Origin of the sequence: Porphyromonas sp. oral taxon 275 (genome assembly GCF_018127745.1) — a bacterium.
In the GTDB taxonomy this organism is placed as follows: domain Bacteria; phylum Bacteroidota; class Bacteroidia; order Bacteroidales; family Porphyromonadaceae; genus Porphyromonas.
In genome coordinates this window covers 654,759-677,247 of record NZ_CP072333.1, presented here as the reverse complement: position 1 = coordinate 677,247, position 22,489 = coordinate 654,759, and the positions used below count along the sequence as shown (strand labels likewise).

The window sequence follows — 22,489 nt, the reverse complement described above, 5'->3', positions numbered from 1 at the left end:
GGTACAAGGATAGATGACCCATCAAGGAATTAGAGTATATGGCATCCGAGCATAAGCGCATCGCGAAGAACACGCTGTACCTCTACCTGCGCATGATCTTGGTGCTTGGGGTCAGTTTGTATTCCTCCCGTGTATTGCTTCAGAGTCTAGGGGTGGTAGACTTGGGTATATACAATCTCATCGGGGGAATCATCGTATCCTTATCCTTCCTCAATTCCTCACTGGCTGGGGCCTCATCGCGCTTCATCACCTACGCATTGGGGGAGGGGATCGTGGAGAAGGTGCGGGCCTACTATGCAACTTTGCAATTCCTTCATCTTGCGCTTGCGATTCTTCTCTTAGTCGTCACGCAGCTCTTTGCCCACTACCTTGTTTACTCTATACTCGACATCCCTGTAGACCGAGCTGACACAGCTTTCTGGCTACTACAATGCTCTGCGATCTCTGCCGCAGTATCCATCATCGCGGTGCCAGACAACTCGCTAATCATGGCGCATGAGCGAATGGATATATATGCCTACATTGCCATCGGCGAGGCTATGCTTAAGCTCCTATCCGTCTGTCTACTTAGTTATCTTGACGCTGATCGACTCCTCTACTTTGGGGTCTTCACGCTCGTCTCCCAGATTATCATTCGGCTGGCATACCTCATTGTCTGCCGCTCCAAATTCAAACAGGAGCGAGCCAAACCAAGATACGACAAGGCTATCGGCAAGGAGGTTCTCGGCTTCGTAGGCTGGAATGCCTCAGGCAGCCTTTCCGTGATTGGCTACACTCAAGGCATCAATATTCTACTCAATCTCTTCTTCGGCCCAGTCGCTAATGCGGCCCGGGGGTTCGCTGTACAAATACAGGCAGCAGTAGAGAACATAATTTTAGGCTTCCAGACAGCTGTACGCCCACAAATTATCAAGCAATACGCCCTCGGCAACAAAGAAGAGGTGTATAAGCTCGTTCTTATATCCTCCAAATACGGCTTCTTCCTTACTCTTTTATTGGTCGCTCCTCTATTCACGTCAATAGAAGCCATACTCCGGCTATGGCTTGGAGAGGTCCCCCCTTATACGGTTGGAATGTCTGTCATGTTCCTCTGTGTTGAACTCGTCTCTCCTCTGAAGATCCCCCTCCTTACAGCAATACATGCTACGGGAAACATTCGGAGATTCCAGATCTTCGAAGGGGGCATACTTCTGCTTGTCATTCCAGCTGCGTATCTTTTACTCAAGTTCACTAGCATATCCCCCTCTCAAGTCATCGGAGTATATCTACTAGCAGAGTGCGTAGCCCAGCTCGTACGTCTATATATAGTAGCAACCCAGACGGGCCTTTCTATACGACGCTATCTATACTTTCTTTCCCCAATCGTAGGGGTATCCATGGTCTTGTTTGCACTGGGCTATGTACTCAGAGGATATATTACGGGGTCAGATTTGGTAGCTATTGGACTTCGGAGTCTTAGTGTGTCAGCACTAGGTATCCTTACAATCTATATGATTGGTCTCAGGAGAAATGAACGCAACCAAATTTTAGGGTTCATTAAGGCAAAATTATGGAAGCGCCCCAGCAAGCTGTAGTCTCTGTTATCGTCCCCGTATATAATGCTGCGGCCTATCTTAAGGAATGCATAGAGAGCGTCCTAGCACAGAGTCTTCCTACCTTCGAGTTGATTCTTATCGATGATGGAAGCCAAGATGATTCACTCGCGATCTGCCAAGAATATCAGCAAAAGGATTCTCGAGTAAAGGTCTTCTCTCAGGACAATGCAGGTCCTGGAGCCGCACGCAATAAAGGGATAGAGGTGGCATGTGCTCCGTGGCTATGCTTTGTTGATTCGGACGATGTTATAGGCCCCGACTATCTTAGGGCTTTCTGGGAGCAAGGGGCACTTGCCCCAACCACGCTCGTAATACAAGGGATGCAAGTCATGACTGAAGACTTGCAAACTCAGCTCTCGGTTTTGAAATACCCTAGAGAGACGATCACGATGGCTACAGCTCCCCAGTTGATTCCTCAATATAGGCTACTACACGCAGGGCATCCGGTACTTAAGCTCTTCAATACGAACCTCATCCATCAGTATGCTCTCTGCTTTGACGCAAGCATATCTTTTCATGAGGATCATTTATTTGTACTGAGCTACATGCAACATGTGGATAGGATACACCTATGCCCAGCCACCGAGTACTTATATAGACAGAGCTCTGGAAGCCTAACTCATAGACTCCATCCCTATACTGAGTCTGAACGTGCCCTCAAGTATCTAGACAAGTCTTTCAAAGACGTTTCGGAGCATTTCACTATTAAAAGTACTTCATACGAACGAGAGATTAACGCCTTTCTTTGTAGCACTCTTTTTCGCACAATTGCCTATGCTTATAGAGGAGCGGTGAGTAATCAAGAGAAGCTAGAGCTGCTCCGAAGATTAGCCGAATACAGGAAGAAGGTGACCTCCGCAGACATACGAAGACCTCTCTCTCTCCGTGTCATGCGCTGGATTTACTTATATCTTCCTAAGACCTTACAACACGTAATATTCAGCACTTTTTACTACCTTCGCTAAGAGGGTATTTTTCAAAGTTTCAAATTTCAACCATTATTTAGGAATCGTCATAATGAAAGCTTGTTTCCTCGGGCTAGGCTACATCGGCCTCCCCACTGCTATCATCGCAGCCAAGCATGGTGTTAAGGTCTGCGGTGTTGACATCAATCCCGACGTTGTCGCAAAGACCAACGCGGGGGAATTGCATATCGTAGAGCCTGGTCTACAGGAGCTTCTGCAGGAGGTCGTACGCACGGGACAGATGCATGCCCAGACAAGCCCTGAGGTTAGTGACGCGTACTTCATCGTCGTCCCCACCCCATTCAAGGGAGATCATGAGCCCGACATATCCTATGTAGAGGCTGCCACCCGCGCAGCACTCCCTCTCCTCAAGGAAGGAGACCTCTTTGTCATCGAGTCCACCTCTCCTGTAGGTACGACGGAGCTGATGGCTGAACTCATCTTCAGCCAACGCCCCGAACTCAAGGATAAGATTTACGTTGCTTATTGCCCCGAGCGTGTACTCCCAGGCAATGTGATCCACGAGTTGGTGCACAATGACCGTGTCATCGGAGGGGTCAATCCCGAGTCAACGGCTAAGGCACAGAGCTTCTATGCTCAGTTCGTCCAGGGCAAGCTGCACCCCACCAATGCCCGTACAGCAGAGATGTGCAAGCTGACGGAGAACGCTAGCCGCGATGCTCAGATCGCCTTCGCCAATGAGCTCTCGCTAATCTGCGACAAGGCTGGGATCAACGTATGGGAGCTCATTGAGCTAGCGAACAAGCACCCACGAGTCAACATCCTCCAGCCAGGCTGCGGCGTCGGTGGTCACTGCATCGCAGTAGACCCCTACTTCCTCACGGCTGCCTTCCCAGGTGAAAGCCAAATGATTGCGCTTGTACGTGAGCGCAATAACTACAAGCCAGTATGGTGCGCCGAGCGCATCCACAGCACGGCTCTAGAATTCGAGCTGAAGCATGGTCGCAAGCCTGTCATTGCACTGATGGGCCTCGCCTTCAAGCCCGACATCGACGACCTGCGTGAATCCCCAGCGATACACATCGTGGAGCAGGTACAGCGTGAACACCCCGAGCATCAGCTCCTCATCGTAGAGCCCAACGTCTCGAGCTACAAGGACTACACGCTCACGGACTATCGTGAGGCCTATCAGCGTGCCGACATCGTTGCCTTCCTGACAGCGCATGCACCTTTCAAGACCCTCACTCGCGACACCAACAAGATCGAGTTGGACTTCTGCGGAATAAGAAAGTAAATATTAGATTGAGTCTACTGGGTGGAACATACCAGAGGTATGTTCCACCCAATCATAAATATTAGTCATGTCGACTGTTATTTTCCTCCGACATAAGACGCTTGGGCAAAACAGTATTGAGGAGCTTGCCGCTTCGCTTCAGCAAGGGATAGGTCAAGTTGTTCTTAAAACCTTCCCTGCACCCAGTGTTAATATATGGGGTATGCTAAAGAACATTGTATTTGCAATAAAGCATGCTGGAGAGGTTAATCATCTGTCAGCTCCTGTAGAAAGCTATGTATTACCTTTCATAAGGGGAAAGAAGATTGTTACTTGGCATGATGTATCAACGGCATTGCAATCCCGATCTAGGCTCAAGAAATTTTTGCGTTTCAACGTCTCCATGCGCTGGCCTATGCGCTATGCAGACTTTATTGTAGCCATCTCTGAATCCACCCGGCGTGAACTTGAGAGCATCTACCCTCAAGGAGCAGCAAAGATTCGTGTCATTCCCAACTCCTATAATAGGCTCTTCACCTACACCCCCGCTCGATCTGCGTTTGAGATGCATTCCCCGGTGATACTGCATATAGGTACGGCCAAGCGCAAAAATCTAGAACGTGTAATTCCTGCGCTTGAGGGCATAGATTGTATCCTGCGTATTGTGGGGAGACTCTCTGCAGATCAGACCTTACTACTAGACAAACATCAGATATCTTTCACCCAAGAATCGGATGTGTCGCTAGAGCGTATCATCGAGCTGTATAGAGAATCCGATATTATCAGCTTCCCGTCACTGTATGAAGGCTTCGGTATGCCTATTATTGAGGCTGGAGCTATAGGACGCCCAGTCGTCAGCAGCCGAGCTGGCGCTATCCCTGAAATAGCACAGGACTCCGTATGCTATGTTGATCCAGAAGATATATCTAGTATACGCTCTGGTTTTCTACGTGTCATTCATGAGGAAAACTACCGAAAGGAACTGATAGAGAAGGGACGTTCGAACGCACAACGCTATAGCCCTGCCCATATGTGTTCCGCTTACGCAGATCTATATGAAAGCCTATCCAGATAATTTAGATTCAGGAATACCCAAGCGCTACCTCTATGTGGGAATTCTTATAACATTCCTTCTACAGGTCGCCTTACTTACCAATAACACTTTAGAGCCCCTCATTGTCATATGGCAGTTGGGAGGCATGCTTATTTTCTTAGCCTCACTCCATTTAGTCCAGAAGCTAAGCATCAATGCAGCCTTATTTTACATAGCGGCTTATCAGCTTGCGCTTTCTTTTATCTTACTACAGATCTTTGACTCAGAGCTTTCTCTAAAGTTCAATTTTGGCTCAGTTGACGCAGAGCTATATAATAAAATTGGTCTACAGGCTGCCCAGCTACCTCTAGCCAAGGTTTTCGACGTCATTGGATTCTATCTCGAAGATATTTCAGACCAAGGATATCCTCTATTTATCAGCATTTTGTATCGTATTGGGAATGGCGATACTGAATGGGTAAGGCTCTTCCTCTTGCTCCTTAATGTGGGGTTCCAGACCCTGACAGTCTACCTTATCTATGACATAGCCAAGATAGTAGGGCTACGGCACGGAGAGACTATGTGGATAATAGGACTCTGGGGACTTAATGGAGCATCTCTATATTTCAATGTATCCATGCTCAAGGAACCACTATTCCTTCTACTTTGTACAGCCGTCATGCACTCTATTTATAAGGTTAAATCTTCTGGAGGGATAATGTGGCATCTATCCGTAGTCCTATTCATAACCCTAACATGGTTCTTTAGGTACTATATGAGTCTTTTCTTTATCATTATCTACCTAGGCTATTGCTGGTTTCCTCGTATCTATAACAAGTATTTCGCAGTTGGTTGTATCACTGCGATGATTATCTGTATTGTGCTACCACAGATTCTTGGAAGCTATATTCCAGCAATTGATAGCGTCGTCAGTTCGAGTTCAGGTTTCTATCAAAGTAAAGGCTTAGCCTTCCGTATCTTCAGTATTCCCATTACTTTTTTAGGGCCAATACCCCGATTCTATAGTCCTTTATATGTGGTTGAGCAGTTCCTCTTCACATTCTCCATCCCCAAGTTCTTCTTATCTGGGTTAGCAATCTGGGGGGGAGTCAAGGCAATCCAAAACAAGGATTATCGCGTTTATCCACTAATCTCTATATTCCTATTTACAAGCTTGCTCCTTATAGTCTCACTACATATGCTTGACTATAGATACATCTACATTATACTCCCCTGCGCCTATATCCTCATGACGCTAGGAGCTCGACAGCGAACGAATCTGTATCCTATATACATGGCTGCGGCCACTGTCATTCTATTCTTGTTCAACATGCAGCTGTATTAAGCCCCAATCTTGAACTACCGCTACTTCACAGTACTATCAACGTATTTTAGCATTGAATCTCAATAACGTCTCTGAAGCAAGCCGTAAAAACTAGAGACAAATTACGCGATGAATTAATATGACACCCTTTAAGACACCCTTTAATCCATTCTCTCAAGTTCTTCATATAGGCACCAACTGTATAGGCCCCGGGGGCATAGCTGCCGTCATACGCATGTACAAAGACGCCAACCCTGGAGATTTTAACTTTATTCCGACCTCTCAAGGAGAGGGTCCCAAACTCAAGAAACTGTGGCTTTTTCTCCGCTCCCTTCCGATTTTCATATTTTACATGCTCTTTAGGGAGATTAAAGTGGTACATATTCACAGCTCCTCTCATCTATCCTTCTATCGGAAATCCCTCTATGTACTTTTAGCTAAGCTTTTTGGAAAAAAGGTAATCCTACATATTCATGGGGGATTCTTTGTCCCTTTCTATCAATCTCACAGATCTTATTGTAGTCGGGTATTTAAACTCGTAGATCGAGTACTGACTGTCTCTGATTATCTCCGAGAACAGCTTAAGCCTATGCTTCCTCAAGGCATAGCTCTACAAACCTGCTATAACCCTATTCCTGAGCCGAACCTAAGGACAGGATCTTGTGTCCCTGACTCCCCTGATAAGATACAGGTTCTATTCTTTGGAACCATGAATGAGAATAAAGGGATTATGAACATTCTAGACTGTCTAGCGGCGAATCGAGATACCCTAGCAAACCAAGTAGAGGTACACCTCTGCGGTGTGGGCCCCCTTCAGAGAATCGTTGATCAACGAGTACAGGACTCTCTTTCTGATTTTACGACCTACCACGGATGGGTTACAGGACCGCAAAAACAAGAGTTATTGAGGCAAGCTCAAATTTACCTCCAACCTTCAGAGTTTGAATCTTTAGGGATCGGTATTATGGAGGCGATGAGTTACGGATCTGCCATTGTAGCCTCAAATCGAGGAGGAATTCCTGAGCTCGTGAAGAACGATGTTAATGGTATACTTATCCCATCGCAGAGCTCAGAAGCCATCTACCAAGCACTCGTTCTTCTAGCGAAGGATAACGAGCGACGAATACGGTATGGGAATAATAGCAAAAAGCTAGCAGAACGATTCTACCTCCCCCAGATTATGCTACAACTTAAAGAAATCTATAGTTCTTTAATTGAAGGCGCTCTAATTAGCGGCACCCATTAAGTTTACTTCTATCTTAGCCACGATGAAGGTCATATCTATCTTATGCAATTTTCATGTCCGGGGAGGAGCCCAGAACGTATGTATACAACTCGCCCTGAAGCTGAATGAGGGTGAAGCAATTATTCTTACGGACACCCCGGTAGACCAAATACATCCTCATTATAGGTCCTTTGAGCGCCTAACCTTTATCCCTCTTTCTTGGGGAGCACTCAGAAGGTATTCTCAGATCGAAGATGTTGTCTTTCTCTCGCATCATCGCAAATATACCTCCTTCCTCCTACCCTTTCTCTATCTGCTGAGACGTAAAGGCCGGCTTATTCATGTCGCACACAGCACGTTTTCGTCTCTCAAGTCATTGAGCTTTTTCCCTAAGCATATCATTGCTGTATCGAATACAGTCAAGGACAATCTCATTAACTACTTTGGGGTAGCTGAGCGGCGGGTACGTGTGATATATAATGGACTTCCAGATCTTACCCTATTACCACATAAGAAAGAAACCTCAACAACTATCAAAATTCTTTTCCCAGCCCGTATTGATCCTGGGAAGCAACAGTTACGTTTAGTCAAAGAGTTAGCAACAATACTTCCCTCACATATAGTCCTTCATTTCGCAGGGGTAGGTCCAGACTATGATGCTCTCAAAGAAGCTATTGCACCCTATCATAACATAAAGGCCCTCGGTTTTGTGAATGTCCAAGAACTTCTCCCTGATTATGACTATGTAATGCTCTTTTCTCTAAATGAAGGCCTCGGATTGTCTCTGATCGAAGGCCTACGGGCGGCTCGACCTATATTGACTGGTAGCATCCCCGTATTTCGAGAAATTAATGAGGATCAAATCACAGGATTTATATATAAGGATTTTGAGGATCTCAAAGCCCGCATAGGAGAGCTCCCTCCCCCTGAATCCGATCAGTACCAAGTTCTTTCTCGTAATGCGAGAGAGAGATATCTTCAGCTCTTCAGGGAAGAGGATATGATAGCCGCCTATAAGGCTACCCTAGAGGAAATCATCCAGGACAATTAATTCATCGCGGCATGATAATTACCACACTCAGACATCATTTGAGGAGGGCAATTCTATGGGCTCACCATATTACCCTTACTCGTATCTATAAGATGGACATACACCCTTCAGCCAGTATATCTTTCGGGGCAATCTTAGATAGAGCGAATCCTCACGGAGTACACATTGGAGCAGACTCTTATGTTGCCTCAGGAGCCCTTATTCTGGCCCATAACTATGTTTATGCAAGTCATGGAGAGACACACATAGGAGAGCGCTGTTTCATCGGAGCAAATGCCATCATCATGTGTGGTGTGACCATTGGAGACGAAGTCATTGTGGGTGCGGGCGCTGTTGTTACCAAAGATGTACCCTCTCATTCAATAATTGGAGGAAACCCAGCGCGGATTATCAGGTCTAACATACGGACAAAACGATTCGGACAACTCGTACAATGAAAATCTCACCAATACTGCTTAACGGTGTAGCCGTCTACCCCTTCCGATCGACAGAAGAGCTACTTGACCACACTCTTCAGCATCCTGGAATCCTAGTCGCAGTCAATGCAGAGAAAATACTTCATGCAACAGACGAGACGCGTGCCATTATTAATTCTGGTATCGGTTACTGTGATGGGATCGGAGCCGTTATGGCTCTTAAACGTAAAGGGTATCCTGACGTCATTAAGATCGCGGGGTGCGATCTCTGGCTTGAGATCATCGCACGAACTTACACCTCCAAGAGCATCTACCTTGTAGGAGCAAAGCCAGAAGTAATCAAGGAAACAGTCACCAAGCTCCAGCACGAATACCCAGGCCTCCAGATTAGGGGCTACCGAGATGGCTACATTAAGAAAGAGGACGAGAATGCTCTTCTCCAAGACATTGCGGCGAAAAAACCAGACCTAGTCTTTGTGGCTATGGGCTCACCTCGACAAGAATACCTGATGCAACGCATGCAACAACAGCATCCGGAGGCAATCTATCAGGGTCTCGGAGGGAGCTTTGATGTCTATACGGGGCACGTCGAACGAGCCCCTCAATGGTGGATTGATCATAAACTAGAGTTTGCCTATCGCCTATTGAAACAGCCCACTCGCATCAAGCGGCAAATACACCTTATTCGCTTCCTTTTTTTACTCATTACCAATCGTATTTAAAGCCCCATAACTATGCCACGCAAGATTATGTTGGTCTTCGGGACGCGCCCCGAAGCCATCAAAGTAGCCCCACTCATACTCCAATTGCAGCAGCATAAGGAGGACTTCGAAACCATCGTTTGCACTACGGGACAGCATCGTGATATGCTCCGCTCCGTAATGGATGTATTCGGCTTGACTGCTGACTACGACCTTGACATCATGCAGCAGGGGCAGGATCTCTACGACGTCACCTGCCGAGTACTTATGCGCATGAGAGAGGTTCTTAAGGAAGCCCAGCCCGATATCGTCCTCGTACACGGCGATACGACTACTAGTACCGCAGCTGCATTGGCTGCCTTCTATCAGCATATACCTGTTGGTCATATCGAGGCAGGTCTACGTACCCATGATATATATAGCCCTTGGCCAGAAGAGCTCAATCGTCAACTCACAGGACGTATCGCTCACCTACATTTTGCTCCTACAGCAAAAAGTAAAGAATACCTCCTTGCAGAGAATATCGACGAGACGCAGATATTCGTCACGGGGAACACAGTCATTGATGCTCTACAGTGGGTTCGCCGATATTTAGGAGACAACCCTACCTTCAAGCAAAACCTACATAGGGAGCTCTGTTCTCTAGGCTACGATACCCAGCGCCTCATAGATACAGGTCGACGTATGGTGCTCATCACAGGACATCGAAGGGAGAACTTTGGAGATGGCTTTATCCAAATCTGCAGTGCAATCCGTGACCTTCGCGCGCGTTATCCTGAGGTAGACTTCATCTACCCCATGCATCTTAACCCCAATGTACGCCAGCCAATCCATGAGGTCTTCGGTGAGGATCTCTCAGTGTATCCCAACCTATTCTTCCTTGAACCGCTAGAATATATGGGCTTCGTCTATCTGATGCAGTATGCGGATATCGTACTCACCGACAGTGGTGGAATCCAAGAGGAAGCTCCAGGTCTTGGTAAGCCTGTATTAGTCATGCGTGATACGACAGAGCGCCCGGAAGCTGTAGAGTCTGGTACAGTTCGTCTCGTCGGGACAGACTACGATTGCATTGTTAAGGGCGTCTCTGACCTCCTTGAGGATGCAGAGCTATATGCCAGGATGAGCCAAGCGGTCAACCCCTATGGAGATGGACACGCCTCTGAGCGTATCATTGAGGTACTAAGGACCTCTTCCTACTAAACATCCCAAGCTATGAATATCGCAATCGTTGGTACTGGCTACGTCGGGCTCGTCACGGGCACGTGCTTCGCTGAGATGGGCGTCGACGTGACCTGCGTCGACGTCGATGCGGCGAAGATCGAGGCGCTGCGTCAGGGACACATCCCCATCTACGAGCCTGGGCTCGAGGAGATGGTGCTGCGCAATGTCGAGGCTGGCCGCCTGCACTTCACCACTGAGCTCACCAGCTGCCTGCAGGACGTGGAGGTCGTCTTCTCCGCCGTCGGCACGCCGCCCGACGAAGATGGGGCGGCGGACCTGCGCTACGTCCTTGAGGTCGCCCGCACCTTTGGTCAGCATATCAATCGCTACACCATCCTCGTCACCAAGTCCACCGTGCCCGTCGGGACGGCGCAGCGTGTCAAGGAGGTCATCCAGGAGGAGCTCGCCCGCCGCGGCGTGGCCGTCCCCTTCGACGTCGCCTCCAACCCCGAGTTCCTCAAGGAAGGGGCTGCCATCCGCGACTTCATGTCGCCCGACCGCGTGGTCATCGGTACCGAGAGCCCGCGCGTGGAGAAGATCATGAGCCGCCTCTACAAGCCCTTTCTCCTGCAGCGCGAGCGTATCATCTTCACCGACATCGCTTCGGCCGAGATGATCAAGTACGCCTCCAATGCCATGCTCGCCACACGTATCTCCTTCATGAACGATATCGCCAACCTCTGCGAACTCGTCGGGGCGGATGTCAACATGGTGCGCCGCGGCATCGGCAGCGATACGCGCATCGGGCGCAAGTTCCTCTACCCAGGCTGCGGCTACGGTGGCTCTTGCTTCCCCAAGGACGTCAAGGCGCTCATCCAGACCGCCCAGCGCGCAGGCTACCCCATGGAGGTGCTCCAGGCGGTGGATCGAGTGAACGAGCGGCAGAAGGGGATCCTCTTCGAGAAGCTCCTACGCCACTTCGACGGCAACCTCAAGGGACGCGTGGTGGCGCTCTGGGGACTGTCCTTCAAGCCCGAGACCGACGACATGCGCGAGGCACCTGCCCTCGTGCTCATCGAGCGCCTCCTGGAGGCAGGCTGCCGCGTGCAGGTCTACGACCCCATAGCTATGGACGAGGCACGCCGCCGCCTGGGCGATCGCGTCAGCTACTGCCGTGACATGTACGAGGCCGCTGTCGATGCCGATGCACTGATGCTCGTGACCGAGTGGAAGGAGTTCCGCCTGCCGAGCTTCAACGTCCTCAAGCGCACCATGCGCACGCCCCTCATCCTCGACGGGCGCAACATCTACGACAAGGAGCAGCTGCAGGAGCAGGGCTTCGTCTACTACAAGATCGGCTAAGGGTACTCCCCTACTTAGCCTCCCCCAAGCACAAGCGCTGTAGGTGTGCTACGCTCTCTCGGAGCAGCACGCCTACAGCGCTTCGCTTTTATCCCTAGGCTAGTCTCGCGACAGCCGCATGCTTGGACAGCGACGACAAAATGCAAGCCCCACGATAGCGAGGAGATCCTCCTATCGTGGGGCTTTGCTTGTCAGAGCCTCGCTACAGACTAAGCTGAGGCAAGGTGAGGGGAAGGCCTACTTATCGGCAGGGATCTCCTTGAGGACCTCGAGGAGGTGACGCCACCAGAGGTCTACCGTCTTGATCTCGATGCGCTCAGCGGGCGAATGGACGTCACGCAGCGTGGGACCGAAGGAGACCATATCGAGGTCGGGATAGACGTCGAGGATCAGGCCGCACTCCAGACCAGCGTGGATGGCCTTGACCGCTGCTTCCTTGCCGAAGAGCTTGCGGTAGGCATCCGCCGAAGCCTTGAGGATAGCCGACTCGGGGTTCGGCTTCCAGCCTGGATAGGCGTCGGTGAGGGCTACCTGAGCTCCGCCGAGCTCGAAGGCCGAAGCGACCATCTCGCTCGCACTGTCGCGTAGGCTCGTCGTAGAGCTGCGCTGACTCGTAGTGACGACGATCTTGCCGTCGCGCTGCTTGATGGAGGCGAGGTTATTGGAGGTCTCTACGAGGTCCTCCATCTCGTGGCTCATACCGAGGACACCGTGGGGGCAAGCGTAGAGCGAGCGCACCAGACCGTGCTTGGTCTTGTCGTCGATGACCTGGCTGGGGGCAGCAGCCTCCGTGAGCTCGAGGCGGACTTTAGGATCGACGCGCTTGAGCTCTGCCTGGACGTTCTTGAAGAGCGTCTCGAGGAGCTGCTCAGCCTTAGCCTTGTCCTCGGGGCGTACACCGATGACGGCGTGTGCCTCGCGGGGGATGGCGTTGTGGAGGTTCCCCCCAGCGATCTCGGCCAGCGACCAGCTACCCAGCTCGCGCTCTAGGCTATAGAGGTAGCGGGTGAGGATCTTATTGGCATTGCCGAGACCACAGTGGATCTCGCCGCCCGAGTGACCACCCTTGAGGCCAGAGACCGCAGCGCGCAGCCATACGAGGCCTGCAGGAGCGGGCTGCCACTGAGGGCTGAAGGTAGCTTCAAGCCCCTTACCACCGGCGCAGCCGATGAAGAGCTCGCCCTCGTCCTCACTGTCGAGGTTGATGAGGATCTTACCGGTGAGGAAGCCGGGCTTGAGCTCGAAGGCACCCGTCATACCCGTCTCTTCGTCTACGGTGAAGAGGGCTTCGATGGGGCCATGCTCTAGATCCGTGGAGGCGAGCAGCGCCAGCTGAGCAGCGCAGCCGATACCATTGTCCGCGCCGAGAGTCGTGCCGTCGGCGTGCAGCCACTCCCCGTCGATGATCGTACGGATAGGATCGTTGTCGAAGTCATGCTGCGTGCCAGCGTTCTTCTCACAGACCATGTCGACATGGCTCTGGAGGATGACCTTGACGCGATCTTCGTATCCTGGGGTGGCGGGCTTGATCATGACGATGTTGCCGACATGATCCTTCTTATACTCGATGCCATGCTCCTTGGCGAACTTCTCCAGATAAGCAATGATCTTACCTTCCTTCTTCGAGGGGCGGGGGACTTGTGTGATCTCATGGAAGTACTTCCATACGATCTTGGGGTTCAGTTCTGTAATCTCCATTGTACTTACTGTTATGTGTTAATGATGCGTACGTGTCACAGACTAGAGGACAGCTGGGCGGAGGCGCCCTAGCTACGGGCAGAGGTGCGCTACGCTAGGTAGCACAAAAACTCGTAACTTTGTCCACAGCAAATATAAAGATAATATAGTAAACTAATGATGGCACTCATCCTCGTCTCACTCCTCATCGTGGCGATCGCTGTGCTCCTACTCTCGGTACGCATCATTCTACAGCGAGGAGGCCGCTTCCCCAACACCCACGTCGGGGGTAGCAAGGCGATGCAGGCACGTGGCATCTCCTGCCACACCTCTCAGCACAAGGAGGCCCAGCAGCGCCGCTCGCTCGCCGAGCGCGTCGCCCAGCAGGACTAGGCCCCTCATCCCATACGCAACAGAATTAATCCCAGATACATCACTTATGACAAAGAAAAGTCTCGTAGGCTTTGCTTCGCTGACGCTAGCGCTTGCCTCCGTCCTCAGCCTCCCCTCCTGTCAGGATAAGGCGCAGAAGTCCGCTCCTGCCACTGCCGCCGAGGTACAGGCTACAGGTCTGCCCATCGCCCTGGTCCGTATGGACTCGGTCACCTCCCAGTACAAGTACGCCCAGGAGGTCAAGGCCGCACTAGAGAAGGATGCCCAGGAGCATCAGATGCGCCTACAGAGCAAGGGAGCTGCCCTACAGAAGGCCGCTGCCGACTTCGAGCGTCGCATGCGTATCAACGCCTTCGTCTCGGCCGAAGCACAGCAGAGCGAGCAGCAGAAGCTCATCCGTATGCAGCAGGAGGGAGAGGCCCTCGGCGCTCAGCTCTCCCAGCAGCTGGCGATGAAGCAGCAGCTCATGCTCGAGGATATGATGAAGGAGCTACGCGCCCAGCTGAAGGAGTACAACAAGGATGGCCGCTACAAGCTCGTCCTCACGCAGGTCGGGGATAACGTGCTCTACGCTGAGGAGGCACTGGACATCACCGACGACTTCATCAAGTATCTCAACGAGCACTACACCGCAGGCAAGGCTACGGCTGCCAAGGCTGACTCTACGAGCAAGAAGTAAGACAGATACGCCCACGAGCGTCCACGAGCTACCTCGCAGCTCGACTTAAGATAAGGGACAAGCCCAGGCTACCAGCTGGTAGCCTGGGCTTGTCCCTTTATCGCTTGATATAGCCGCACGCTTGGCGCGGAGCTTTGCCTCAGTAGGGCGGGCGGGTGACTAGAAGCCTCAGCACCGAGGCGCGAGGCTAGTCCTCCTTGGGCGCGGCGCCGTACTCCATCAGGTAGGCCTTGATGAAGCCATCGATCTCGCCGTCCATCACCGCCGTGACATTGGAGGTCTGGTAGCCCGTGCGGTGGTCCTTGACGCGGCGGTCATCGAAGACATAGCTGCGTATCTGTGCCCCCCACTCGATCTTCTTCTTCCCAGCCTCGACCTCGGCCTGTGCCCTACGGCGACGCTCCAGCTCCTTGTCGTAGAGCTGTGAACGCAGCAGGCGCAGGGCGTTCTCTCTATTGTCCGTCTGGCTGCGCGTCTCGGTATTCTCGATGATCAGCTCCTCCTCTACGCCCGTCTCGGGGTCGGTATAGCGGTAGCGCAGGCGTACGCCAGTCTCGACCTTATTGACATTCTGCCCCCCTGCGCCACTGGAGCGGAAGGTATCCCAGCTCATCAGGGCGGGATTGACCTCCACCTCGATGCTGTCATCGACCAGGGGTACGACGAAGACGGAGGCAAAGCTGGTCATACGCTTACCCTGCGCATTGTAGGGCGAGATACGCACCAGTCGGTGTACGCCCGTCTCACTCTTGAGGAAGCCGTAGGCCTGATCGCCCTCGACCTGCATGGTCATGGTCTTGATGCCTGCCTCATCGCCATCCTGCCAGTTGGTGATGGTCGTCTTGTAGCCCTGCCTATCGCACCAGCGGCTGTACATGCGTGCCAGCATCGAGGCCCAGTCCTGGCTCTCGGTGCCGCCCGCCCCTGCATTGATCTTGAGCACCGCGCCGAGGCTGTCCTCCTCCGAGCGAAGCATGTTCTTCAGCTCGACCTCCTCGAGGAGGGCCACGGCCGCTGCGCAGGCCGCATCTACCTCCTCCTCAGTGGTGATCTCCTCTCGGTAGTACTCTAGGGCGAGGCTCACCTCGTCCACGAGGCGCTCTACCTCGTCGTAGTAGCCTATCCAGCGGCGCAGCTCGCCTACACGGCGCATCTGCACCTCGGCACGACTACGGTCCTCCCAGAAGGCAGGGTCGGCCGTGCGCAGCTCTTCTTCCTCGAGCTCTATACGTCGGCTATCGATGTCAAAGGTACCTCCTCAGCGCGAGCTTGCGCTCCAGCAGGTCATTGAGCTGGTCTGTCGTTATCATACGTCTGTGATGTATGGGATGGGTAAAGTAGTTATCTATTAGGGAAGGAGCGAAGTCCTACACCGAGCGCAAAGATACGACAGCCCTCCGAAAGAGCCGCCGAAGCCCTGTCCCCCGCAGCCCTCACAGGAGGGGTAAGCGCCTCCCAGCCTACTGGAGACAAACTCCGAGCTAAGGGGGAGCGAGTAAAGTAATATAATATAATATAATAATTGGCGCTGATGGACGTCAGTCAGCGTGCTGACTGACGTCCATCAGGAGCAAAAGTGATATAAGAAATGTCGCCGAGGGTCTGCTGTGGGCGTGTCCAGGGGCTTGTGCGAGCGCTGCGAGGGACTAGTGGAAGCGCGCTGAGGGACTACCCTGCGCCAGGTCAGATACTAGGATGAGGGAACTAAGGCAAGGCTATTCCCTCGATGAGCAAGCGCCTAGAGCAAGCCAAGGGGAGGACTTCGGAGGGCGCGAAGGACTTCGGCGGCTATTCCACCCTAGGACGGCACTGAGCTACGAAGGAAGGGAAGCGCTCCTTCGCCTTAGGGCACGGGAGAGCGGGCGCTGCAGCCCAGTGGGTGGGGAGCTTGTGCTGGAGGAGACAGCGGAGGGAGGTAAGCTATTTTTCCGTATTTTAGCGGTATATATTATGCCTTATTATAGCCTCATCCCAAGGGGCAGATGACAAGAATGCAAGACAAGGACGACCAGCAGCAAGGCTGGCTAAAGGACAAGCTCACCCGCTGCAGACGATGGCTCTACGGCCACCGCACGGCACTCATCCTCCTCCCTGGGCCGCTCATCGTGGTCTGGATCCTAGGCACCTCCAATAAGTACAGCATCGGCGCCTACATCGAGCATCGCGCGCGTATGCAGCAGGTACAGCAGAGCTATCAGTACTACCAAGAGCGCTACCGCAGCGATAGTCTGCGCCTCAATGATGTGCGTACCAGCGTGGAGCATATCGAACATATCGCCCGCGAACAGTATTATATGCGTACCCCTGGTGAGGAGATCTTCCTCATCACGCCACAGGCCGAGCTCGCCGACACCACGGCACACTAGCCCGACTAAGTACAGTATCCGAGGGTGCTAGCCTCATACCCGTCAATGAACATCAAGTATAAGTATCTCTACATCGTCAGCCTACTGCTGCTCCTCTCGGGGGCGGCCCTGCAGCTGACGGGGCACTTCGTCTTCGACCTGTGCTATGCGCTGGGGGCGGTAGGCTACCTAGTCTACTACCTCGTAGCCCCCGAGCGAGACGCGCCCCAAGTCATACGCCGGGTCGCTCGCATGGGCGTCTTCTCTGGCCTGCTCTTCGGGCTGTCGGCTGTCGCGCGCTTTGGGGTCTTCGATGCCTATGGGCAGAACGCCTGGCTCCTCTTCCTCGCCCTCGGCCTGGTCTATATGATCTACGGCAATGTCTTGCTCTACCTAGATGAAAAGAAGCATGGAAAAAAGAACTAAGCCCCAGCCTCCCGCAGGCCCTGAGCGCATCAGCGTACCGGGCAGCCGCGGCAAGAGCCTCCTGCGCCTACGCGTCAGTGAGGATACGACCCTACTGCCCTTCCTCCTGCAGGCCCTGAGCGACAAGAGCCGCACCACGGTCAAGCAGCTCCTACACGACCGCTTCATCGCCATCGGCAACGAGCCGACGACGCAGTTCGACGCGCCGCTCAAGGCTGGGGACATCGTGCAGGTACACCCCGCACCGCTGCCCAAGCAGCTCCACCACACCCAGCTCAACGTCCTCTATCAGGATGAGTGGCTGGTGGTCGTGTACAAGGATGCAGGCCTCCCCACGGTAGCCAGCGGCGAGGAGAAGGACAAGACGGTACTGCGCCTGCTGTCCGAGCACCTCAAGAGCTTCAACCCCCTAGCGAAGGTCTACCACGTCAACCGTCTGGATAAGGACTCGGCGGGTATCGTCGTCTTCGCCAAGAGCAAGGAGCTGCAGCAGGAGCTGAGTGAGCACTGGGGGCGCTACGTCCGCCATCAGCACTTCACCGCTGTCGTCGAGGGACACCTGAGCCCCGAGCAAGGCACCCTGACGCCCCCTGCCCCAGAGGAGGACACGAAGGGCAAGAAGGGACTTCGCACCAAGAAGCGCACCAAGGGCTCGGATGAGGAGCAGCTCAGTCAGGCAGGCCTCGCCAGCTACCGCGTCCTCAGCGCCAGCCCCGAGCGTAGCCTCGTGAGCATCGAGCTCCTGAAGGGGCGCAACAACAAGCTGCGCCGCCAGTTCGCCGCCCTACGCTGTCCCATCGTCGGCGACTGGCGTAGCGGTTCGACCGAGGCCGAGCTGGGGCGTGTAGCCCTCGAGGGGACGCACCTCACGCTCACGCACCCCGTGACGCGGCAGGAGCTGGACTTCCGTCGCCCCATCCCCCCACTCTTCCGCAAGCTCCTGCGCTCCCTCGGCCGCCTCGACAGCCCCAAGGGCAAGCGTCCCGCCAAGCCTAGCCCCAGCAGAGCCAGCTCCAGCAAGGGCCCTTCGGCCAAAGGCACCCCGACGAAAGCCCGCAGATAAGATCCACCACCCTAGGAGATAGACAGCTATGAATATCCTATCCGTACAGCATCTAGCCCGCAGGCTAGCCACCACCCTACTGCTCCCCGTAGCGCTCCTCCTCACGAGCCTAGGAGGGCAGGCACAGATCGCACGCGACGCCGTCAGCTGGTCGCACTCCGTAGAGGACAAGTCCCCGACGGAGAAGGTCTTCGTCTTTACTGCCAAGCTCAAGGGCGACTGGCACCTCTACGGCACGGAGCTCCCCAGCGGAGGCCCCACACCCACGACCCTCATCGTGGACAAGATCGCGGGGGCCCAGCTCGTCGGCAAGCTCACGCCGAGCCGCGAGCCTATAGAGAAGCACGATCCCAACTTCGACATGCTGCTCCGCTTCTACGCTGGAGAGGTGAGCTTCCGCCAGACCCTACGCATCACCGACCCCAAGGCCTTCGCCTTCTCGGGAGCGATGCGCTATATGGCCTGCAATGACGACCAGTGCCTCCCGCCAGCGAACTGGACCTTCGACATCGCACTCAAGGAACTGGGTAAGGTCACCGCAGCGAAGACAGGCGCCGATCAGTCCCAGCCAAGGCGCACCAGCAAGGGACGTAAGTAACACACAGCTAAACGATAATAAACACACAGATGAAGATCCCATCCTCACGCCATCTAGCCCGCCGGCTAGGTGCCCTGCTCCTGCCTCTAGCCCTGCTCCTGACGAGCCTCGGGGCCAAGGCACAGATCATACGCGACGCCGTCAGCTGGTCGCACTCTGTAGAGGACAAGTCCCCGACGGAGAAGGTCATCGTCTTCTCGGCGACCATCAAGGGCGACTGGCATCTCTACGGTACCGAGCTCCCCAGCGGGGGCCCCACCCCTACGAGCCTCATCGTAGACAAGATCGCGGGCGCCCAGCTCGTGGGCAAGCTCACGGCTAGCAAGAAGCCCATCGAGAAGCATGACCCGAACTTCGACATGACGCTGCGCTTCTATTCGGGCCAGGTCAGCTTCCGCCAGACCCTACGCATCACCGACCCTAAGGCCTTTGCCTTCTCTGGGGCTATCCGCTATATGGTCTGCAATGACGAGCAGTGCCTCCCGCCCACCAACTGGGACTTCACTATCGCCCTCAAGGAGCTAGGCAAGGTCGCAGCTGCCCCCGCAGCCGAGCAGACCGAGGCTAAGGCCGAGGCCACTCCTACCGCCGAGGTCGCTCAGCCCCTCACGGTAGACAGCACCCAGCAGGCTGCCGACAGCGCCGCTGTAGCCCCTGCCGAGCCCTCCAATGCCGCCAGCGCCCTCTGGACGCCCGTCATCTCCGAGCTCAAGGCCTATGGAGACCGCGCCCTCAGCGGGGCGGACTCGGGTCTGCTGATGCTCTTCTTCGCAGGCTTCGTAGGGGGACTCGTCGCCCTTGTGACGCCCTGCGTCTGGCCTATGATCCCCATGACGGTGAGCTTCTTCCTCAAGCGCAGCCAGGACCGCAAGAAGGGCATCCGCGACGCCGCCATCTACGGACTGGCGATCATCGTCATCTATCTGGCGCTCGGCCTCTCGGTATCGGCGCTCTTCGGTGCTGATGCGCTGAACAACCTAGCGACCAATGCTTACTTCAACATCTTCTTCTTCCTGCTGCTGGTCGTCTTCGCAGCGTCCTTCTTCGGCGCCTTCGAGATCGTCTTGCCCGCCTCCTGGACGACGAAGATGGACCAGAAGGCCGACAGCGCTACGGGGCTGGTGAGCATCTTCTTCATGGCCTTCACCCTCGCGTTGGTCTCCTTCTCCTGCACGGGCCCCATCATCGGGACGCTGCTGGTGCAGGCTGCTACCTCGAGCTCGGGCTTCCTAGCACCCGCTGTGGGGATGTTCGGCTTCGCCCTCGCCCTTGCTCTGCCCTTCACCCTATTCGCCATCTTCCCAGGGCTGCTGCAGTCCATGCCTAAGAGCGGCGGCTGGATGAACTCCGTGAAGGTCGTCCTGGCCTTCATCGAGCTAGCGCTGGCACTGAAGTTCCTCTCCATCGCGGACCTTGCCTACGGCTGGCATATCCTCGACCGCGAGGTCTTCCTCTCGCTCTGGATCGTCATCTTCATCCTGCTCGGGCTCTATCTGCTGGGTAAGCTCCGCTTCCCACATGACTCGCCCCAGGAGAAGACCCCTATCCCCGCCCTCTTCCTGGCCATCGTATCCCTGAGCTTCGCTGTCTACATGATGCCTGGGCTCATTGGAGCTCCGCTGCGTGCGATCAGTGCCTTCGCCCCCCCGCTCAAGACGCAGGACCTCAACCTGTACAAGAATGAGGTGCACGCCCAGTTCGACGACTACGAGACGGGGATGGCCTACGCCCGCCAGGTGGGCAAGCCCGTCATCATCGACTTCTCGGGCTACGGCTGCGTGAACTGCCGCAAGATGGAGGCCTCCGTCTGGATCGACGCTGAGGTCAAGAAGCTGCTCGAGCAGGACTACGTACTGATCACGCTGATGGTCGATGATAAGAAGCCACTCGCCGAGCCTATGGTCGTCCAGGAGGACGGCCATGAGGTCAAGCTCCGCACCATCGGGGATAAGTGGAGCTACCTGCAGCGCGTGAAGTTCGGCGCTAACGCCCAGCCCTTCTACGTCCTCCTAGACCACCAGGGCAAGCCGCTGGCACCCTCGCGTGCCTACGACGAGGACGTGCCTGCCTATATCTCCTTCCTCAAGGGCGGCCTCAGTGAGTTCGCCAGCCGCACCAAGTAAAGGCGCAAGCGATACAAGATATGGCACACACGAGAGAAGAGAAGCTCGCCGCGCTCAGTCGCGTCCTCGACGTGCTAGAGCGCCTGCGCGTGGACTGCCCCTGGGATAGGGAGCAGACCATCGAGAGCCTGCGCACCAACACCATCGAGGAGGTCTACGAGCTCTCCGACGCGATCCTCAAGGGGCAGCACGAGGAGCTCAAGAAGGAGCTCGGTGACGTGCTCCTGCACATCGTCTTCTACAGCCAGATCGCTCAGGAGCAGGGGGACTTCGACCTAGCCGATGTCTGCCACGCCCTCTGCGACAAGCTCATCTACCGCCACCCGCACGTCTATGGCGAGGCCACGGCCGAGTCCACCGACATCGTGCTGGAGCGCTGGGAGGAGCTCAAGCGCAAGGAGAAGGACGGCAATAAGACCGTCCTCTCGGGCGTCCCCAGCTCGCTGCCCGCCCTTATCAAGGCCTACCGCATCCAGGACAAGGCACGCGGTGTAGGCTTCGACTGGGAGCAGCCCGAGGAGGTCTGGACGAAGGTGCGCGAGGAGCTCGACGAGCTCCAGGAGGCCATCACGAGCGGCTCGGTGGAGGACACCGAGGCGGAGTTCGGGGACTTCCTCTTCAGCGTCATCAACGTAGCGCGTAAGTATAAGGTCAATCCCGACGACGCCCTAGAGCGTACCAATGAGAAGTTCATCCGCCGCTTCGGCTACGTCGAGGCACGCGCTGCCGAGCTGGGACACCAGTCGCTGCGTGAGCTGACGCTGGGGCAGATGGACGAGCTCTGGAACGAGGCCAAGCGTAAGGGGCTCTAGCAGGCCTCACGGCGCAGACTGCCGACACGACCCTAAGGAGCTGGGGCGCTGATTCTACCCTAGAGTCCCGAGCTGGGACACCAGTCGCTGCGTGAGCTGACGCTGGGGCAGATGGACGAGCTCTGGAACGAGGCCAAGCGTAAGGGGCTCTAGCAGGCCTCACGGCGCAGACTGCCGACACGACCCTAAGGAGCTGGGGCGCTGATTCTACCCTAGAGTCAGCGCCCCAGTGCTTCCTATAGATAGCGTATATGGGCTCATTGAGCACCTAGGCAATGCGCCTCGACAACACCGCGTTTTCCA

The 22,489-nt window shown here is 54.5% G+C and carries 21 protein-coding genes; 19 read left to right on the top strand and 2 right to left on the bottom strand.

The window, feature by feature from the left end; all coding sequences use genetic code 11:
• Positions 1-38: 38 nt before the first annotated feature.
• The 11 genes from J4862_RS02735 to J4862_RS02685 all read left to right on the top strand — a co-directional run bounded on the left by J4862_RS02735 (position 39) and on the right by J4862_RS02685 (position 12,070).
• Positions 39-1,574 (top strand): lipopolysaccharide biosynthesis protein, encoded by a 1,536-nt coding sequence (locus J4862_RS02735; protein ID WP_211789211.1) that lies wholly within the window; start codon positions 39-41, stop codon positions 1,572-1,574.
• On the top strand, positions 1,550-2,560 hold the full coding sequence (locus tag J4862_RS02730; protein ID WP_211789210.1) for a glycosyltransferase family 2 protein: 1,011 nt from the start codon (positions 1,550-1,552) through the stop codon (positions 2,558-2,560). Before J4862_RS02735 ends, J4862_RS02730 begins: the two co-directional genes overlap by 25 nt.
• A gap of 52 nt (positions 2,561-2,612) precedes the next feature.
• Entirely contained in the window at positions 2,613-3,815 is a 1,203-nt protein-coding gene (gene wecC / locus J4862_RS02725) for a UDP-N-acetyl-D-mannosamine dehydrogenase (RefSeq protein ID WP_211789209.1), read from the top strand.
• 67 nt (positions 3,816-3,882) lie between these two features.
• Entirely contained in the window at positions 3,883-4,869 is a 987-nt protein-coding gene (locus J4862_RS02720) for a glycosyltransferase family 1 protein (protein ID WP_211789208.1), read from the top strand.
• Positions 4,850-6,172 carry a hypothetical protein gene (locus J4862_RS02715; RefSeq protein ID WP_211789207.1) on the top strand — a complete coding sequence of 441 codons (1,323 nt, stop codon included), beginning with the start codon at positions 4,850-4,852 and terminating at the stop codon, positions 6,170-6,172. The genes J4862_RS02720 and J4862_RS02715 overlap by 20 nt, the downstream gene beginning before the upstream one ends.
• 214 nt (positions 6,173-6,386) lie before the next feature.
• Complete coding sequence (locus J4862_RS02710) at positions 6,387-7,397, top strand: glycosyltransferase family 4 protein (RefSeq protein ID WP_211789206.1); 1,011 nt, start codon at positions 6,387-6,389, stop codon at positions 7,395-7,397.
• A 22-nt stretch (positions 7,398-7,419) separates the two neighbouring features.
• Entirely contained in the window at positions 7,420-8,427 is a 1,008-nt protein-coding gene (locus J4862_RS02705) for a glycosyltransferase family 4 protein (protein ID WP_211789205.1), read from the top strand.
• Between the two features lie 11 nt (positions 8,428-8,438).
• Complete coding sequence (locus tag J4862_RS08895; RefSeq protein ID WP_211789204.1) at positions 8,439-8,864, top strand: DapH/DapD/GlmU-related protein; 426 nt, start codon at positions 8,439-8,441, stop codon at positions 8,862-8,864.
• Between the two features lie 2 nt (positions 8,865-8,866).
• Entirely contained in the window at positions 8,867-9,565 is a 699-nt protein-coding gene (locus tag J4862_RS02695) for a WecB/TagA/CpsF family glycosyltransferase (protein WP_211789529.1), read from the top strand.
• 12 nt (positions 9,566-9,577) lie between these two features.
• Positions 9,578-10,747: a non-hydrolyzing UDP-N-acetylglucosamine 2-epimerase gene (wecB, locus tag J4862_RS02690; RefSeq protein WP_211789203.1), complete on the top strand. Its 1,170-nt coding sequence runs from the start codon at positions 9,578-9,580 to the stop codon at positions 10,745-10,747.
• Positions 10,748-10,759: 12 nt separating this feature from the next.
• Positions 10,760-12,070 carry a UDP-glucose/GDP-mannose dehydrogenase family protein gene (locus tag J4862_RS02685; RefSeq protein ID WP_211789202.1) on the top strand — a complete coding sequence of 437 codons (1,311 nt, stop codon included), beginning with the start codon at positions 10,760-10,762 and terminating at the stop codon, positions 12,068-12,070.
• A gap of 237 nt (positions 12,071-12,307) precedes the next feature.
• Here J4862_RS02685 and J4862_RS02680 read toward each other — a convergent pair whose 3' ends face one another.
• Positions 12,308-13,768: an aminoacyl-histidine dipeptidase gene (locus tag J4862_RS02680; RefSeq protein ID WP_211789201.1), complete on the bottom strand. Its 1,461-nt coding sequence runs from the start codon at positions 13,766-13,768 to the stop codon at positions 12,308-12,310.
• 156 nt (positions 13,769-13,924) lie between these two features.
• Here J4862_RS02680 and J4862_RS02675 point away from each other — a divergent pair, with 156 nt between their 5' ends.
• Together J4862_RS02675 and J4862_RS02670 are read left to right on the top strand one after the other, a co-directional pair.
• Positions 13,925-14,140: a hypothetical protein gene (locus J4862_RS02675; RefSeq protein ID WP_211789200.1), complete on the top strand. Its 216-nt coding sequence runs from the start codon at positions 13,925-13,927 to the stop codon at positions 14,138-14,140.
• A 46-nt stretch (positions 14,141-14,186) separates the two neighbouring features.
• Positions 14,187-14,819 (top strand): OmpH family outer membrane protein, encoded by a 633-nt coding sequence (locus tag J4862_RS02670; RefSeq protein WP_211789199.1) that lies wholly within the window; start codon positions 14,187-14,189, stop codon positions 14,817-14,819.
• 187 nt (positions 14,820-15,006) lie between these two features.
• Here the strand turns inward: J4862_RS02670 and prfB are convergent.
• A protein-coding gene (gene prfB / locus J4862_RS02665; RefSeq protein WP_211789198.1) for a peptide chain release factor 2 occupies positions 15,007-16,129 on the bottom strand; the annotation gives its coding sequence in 2 pieces (ribosomal slippage) (positions 15,007-16,065 and positions 16,067-16,129; 1,122 coding nt in all).
• Between the two features lie 672 nt (positions 16,130-16,801).
• On the opposite strand from prfB, the gene J4862_RS02660 reads away from it, so the two are divergent.
• The 6 genes from J4862_RS02660 to mazG are packed head-to-tail and all read left to right on the top strand — an operon-like array spanning position 16,802 to position 22,186.
• Complete coding sequence (locus J4862_RS02660; RefSeq protein ID WP_211789197.1) at positions 16,802-17,185, top strand: septum formation initiator family protein; 384 nt, start codon at positions 16,802-16,804, stop codon at positions 17,183-17,185.
• A gap of 45 nt (positions 17,186-17,230) precedes the next feature.
• Positions 17,231-17,590, top strand: coding sequence for a hypothetical protein (locus tag J4862_RS02655; RefSeq protein ID WP_211789196.1), 360 nt, complete (start codon positions 17,231-17,233; stop codon positions 17,588-17,590).
• On the top strand, positions 17,574-18,653 hold the full coding sequence (locus J4862_RS02650) for an RluA family pseudouridine synthase (protein WP_211789195.1): 1,080 nt from the start codon (positions 17,574-17,576) through the stop codon (positions 18,651-18,653). Before J4862_RS02655 ends, J4862_RS02650 begins: the two co-directional genes overlap by 17 nt.
• Before the next feature lie 28 nt (positions 18,654-18,681).
• Entirely contained in the window at positions 18,682-19,251 is a 570-nt protein-coding gene (locus J4862_RS02645; RefSeq protein ID WP_211789194.1) for a protein-disulfide reductase DsbD domain-containing protein, read from the top strand.
• A gap of 29 nt (positions 19,252-19,280) precedes the next feature.
• Positions 19,281-21,374, top strand: a complete 2,094-nt coding sequence (locus J4862_RS02640) for a cytochrome c biogenesis protein CcdA (protein ID WP_211789193.1) — start codon at positions 19,281-19,283, stop codon at positions 21,372-21,374.
• 20 nt (positions 21,375-21,394) lie between these two features.
• Positions 21,395-22,186: a nucleoside triphosphate pyrophosphohydrolase gene (mazG, locus tag J4862_RS02635; protein WP_211789192.1), complete on the top strand. Its 792-nt coding sequence runs from the start codon at positions 21,395-21,397 to the stop codon at positions 22,184-22,186.
• The last annotated feature ends 303 nt before the right edge of the window (positions 22,187-22,489 follow it).

Coding starts and splice junctions, on each gene's coding strand:
- J4862_RS08895 (WP_211789204.1), top strand. CDS start 8,439: ATGATAATTACCACACTCAGACATCATTTGAGGAGGGCAATTCTATGG.
- J4862_RS02720 (WP_211789208.1), top strand. CDS start 3,883: ATGTCGACTGTTATTTTCCTCCGACATAAGACGCTTGGGCAAAACAGT.
- J4862_RS02715 (WP_211789207.1), top strand. CDS start 4,850: ATGAAAGCCTATCCAGATAATTTAGATTCAGGAATACCCAAGCGCTAC.
- J4862_RS02645 (WP_211789194.1), top strand. CDS start 18,682: ATGAATATCCTATCCGTACAGCATCTAGCCCGCAGGCTAGCCACCACC.
- J4862_RS02685 (WP_211789202.1), top strand. CDS start 10,760: ATGAATATCGCAATCGTTGGTACTGGCTACGTCGGGCTCGTCACGGGC.
- J4862_RS02650 (WP_211789195.1), top strand. CDS start 17,574: ATGGAAAAAAGAACTAAGCCCCAGCCTCCCGCAGGCCCTGAGCGCATC.
- J4862_RS02735 (WP_211789211.1), top strand. CDS start 39: ATGGCATCCGAGCATAAGCGCATCGCGAAGAACACGCTGTACCTCTAC.
- J4862_RS02710 (WP_211789206.1), top strand. CDS start 6,387: ATGTACAAAGACGCCAACCCTGGAGATTTTAACTTTATTCCGACCTCT.
- J4862_RS02675 (WP_211789200.1), top strand. CDS start 13,925: ATGATGGCACTCATCCTCGTCTCACTCCTCATCGTGGCGATCGCTGTG.
- wecB (WP_211789203.1), top strand. CDS start 9,578: ATGCCACGCAAGATTATGTTGGTCTTCGGGACGCGCCCCGAAGCCATC.
- J4862_RS02670 (WP_211789199.1), top strand. CDS start 14,187: ATGACAAAGAAAAGTCTCGTAGGCTTTGCTTCGCTGACGCTAGCGCTT.
- mazG (WP_211789192.1), top strand. CDS start 21,395: ATGGCACACACGAGAGAAGAGAAGCTCGCCGCGCTCAGTCGCGTCCTC.
- J4862_RS02730 (WP_211789210.1), top strand. CDS start 1,550: ATGGAAGCGCCCCAGCAAGCTGTAGTCTCTGTTATCGTCCCCGTATAT.
- wecC (WP_211789209.1), top strand. CDS start 2,613: ATGAAAGCTTGTTTCCTCGGGCTAGGCTACATCGGCCTCCCCACTGCT.
- J4862_RS02680 (WP_211789201.1), bottom strand. CDS start 13,768: ATGGAGATTACAGAACTGAACCCCAAGATCGTATGGAAGTACTTCCAT.
- J4862_RS02660 (WP_211789197.1), top strand. CDS start 16,802: ATGACAAGAATGCAAGACAAGGACGACCAGCAGCAAGGCTGGCTAAAG.
- J4862_RS02705 (WP_211789205.1), top strand. CDS start 7,420: ATGAAGGTCATATCTATCTTATGCAATTTTCATGTCCGGGGAGGAGCC.
- J4862_RS02655 (WP_211789196.1), top strand. CDS start 17,231: ATGAACATCAAGTATAAGTATCTCTACATCGTCAGCCTACTGCTGCTC.
- J4862_RS02640 (WP_211789193.1), top strand. CDS start 19,281: ATGAAGATCCCATCCTCACGCCATCTAGCCCGCCGGCTAGGTGCCCTG.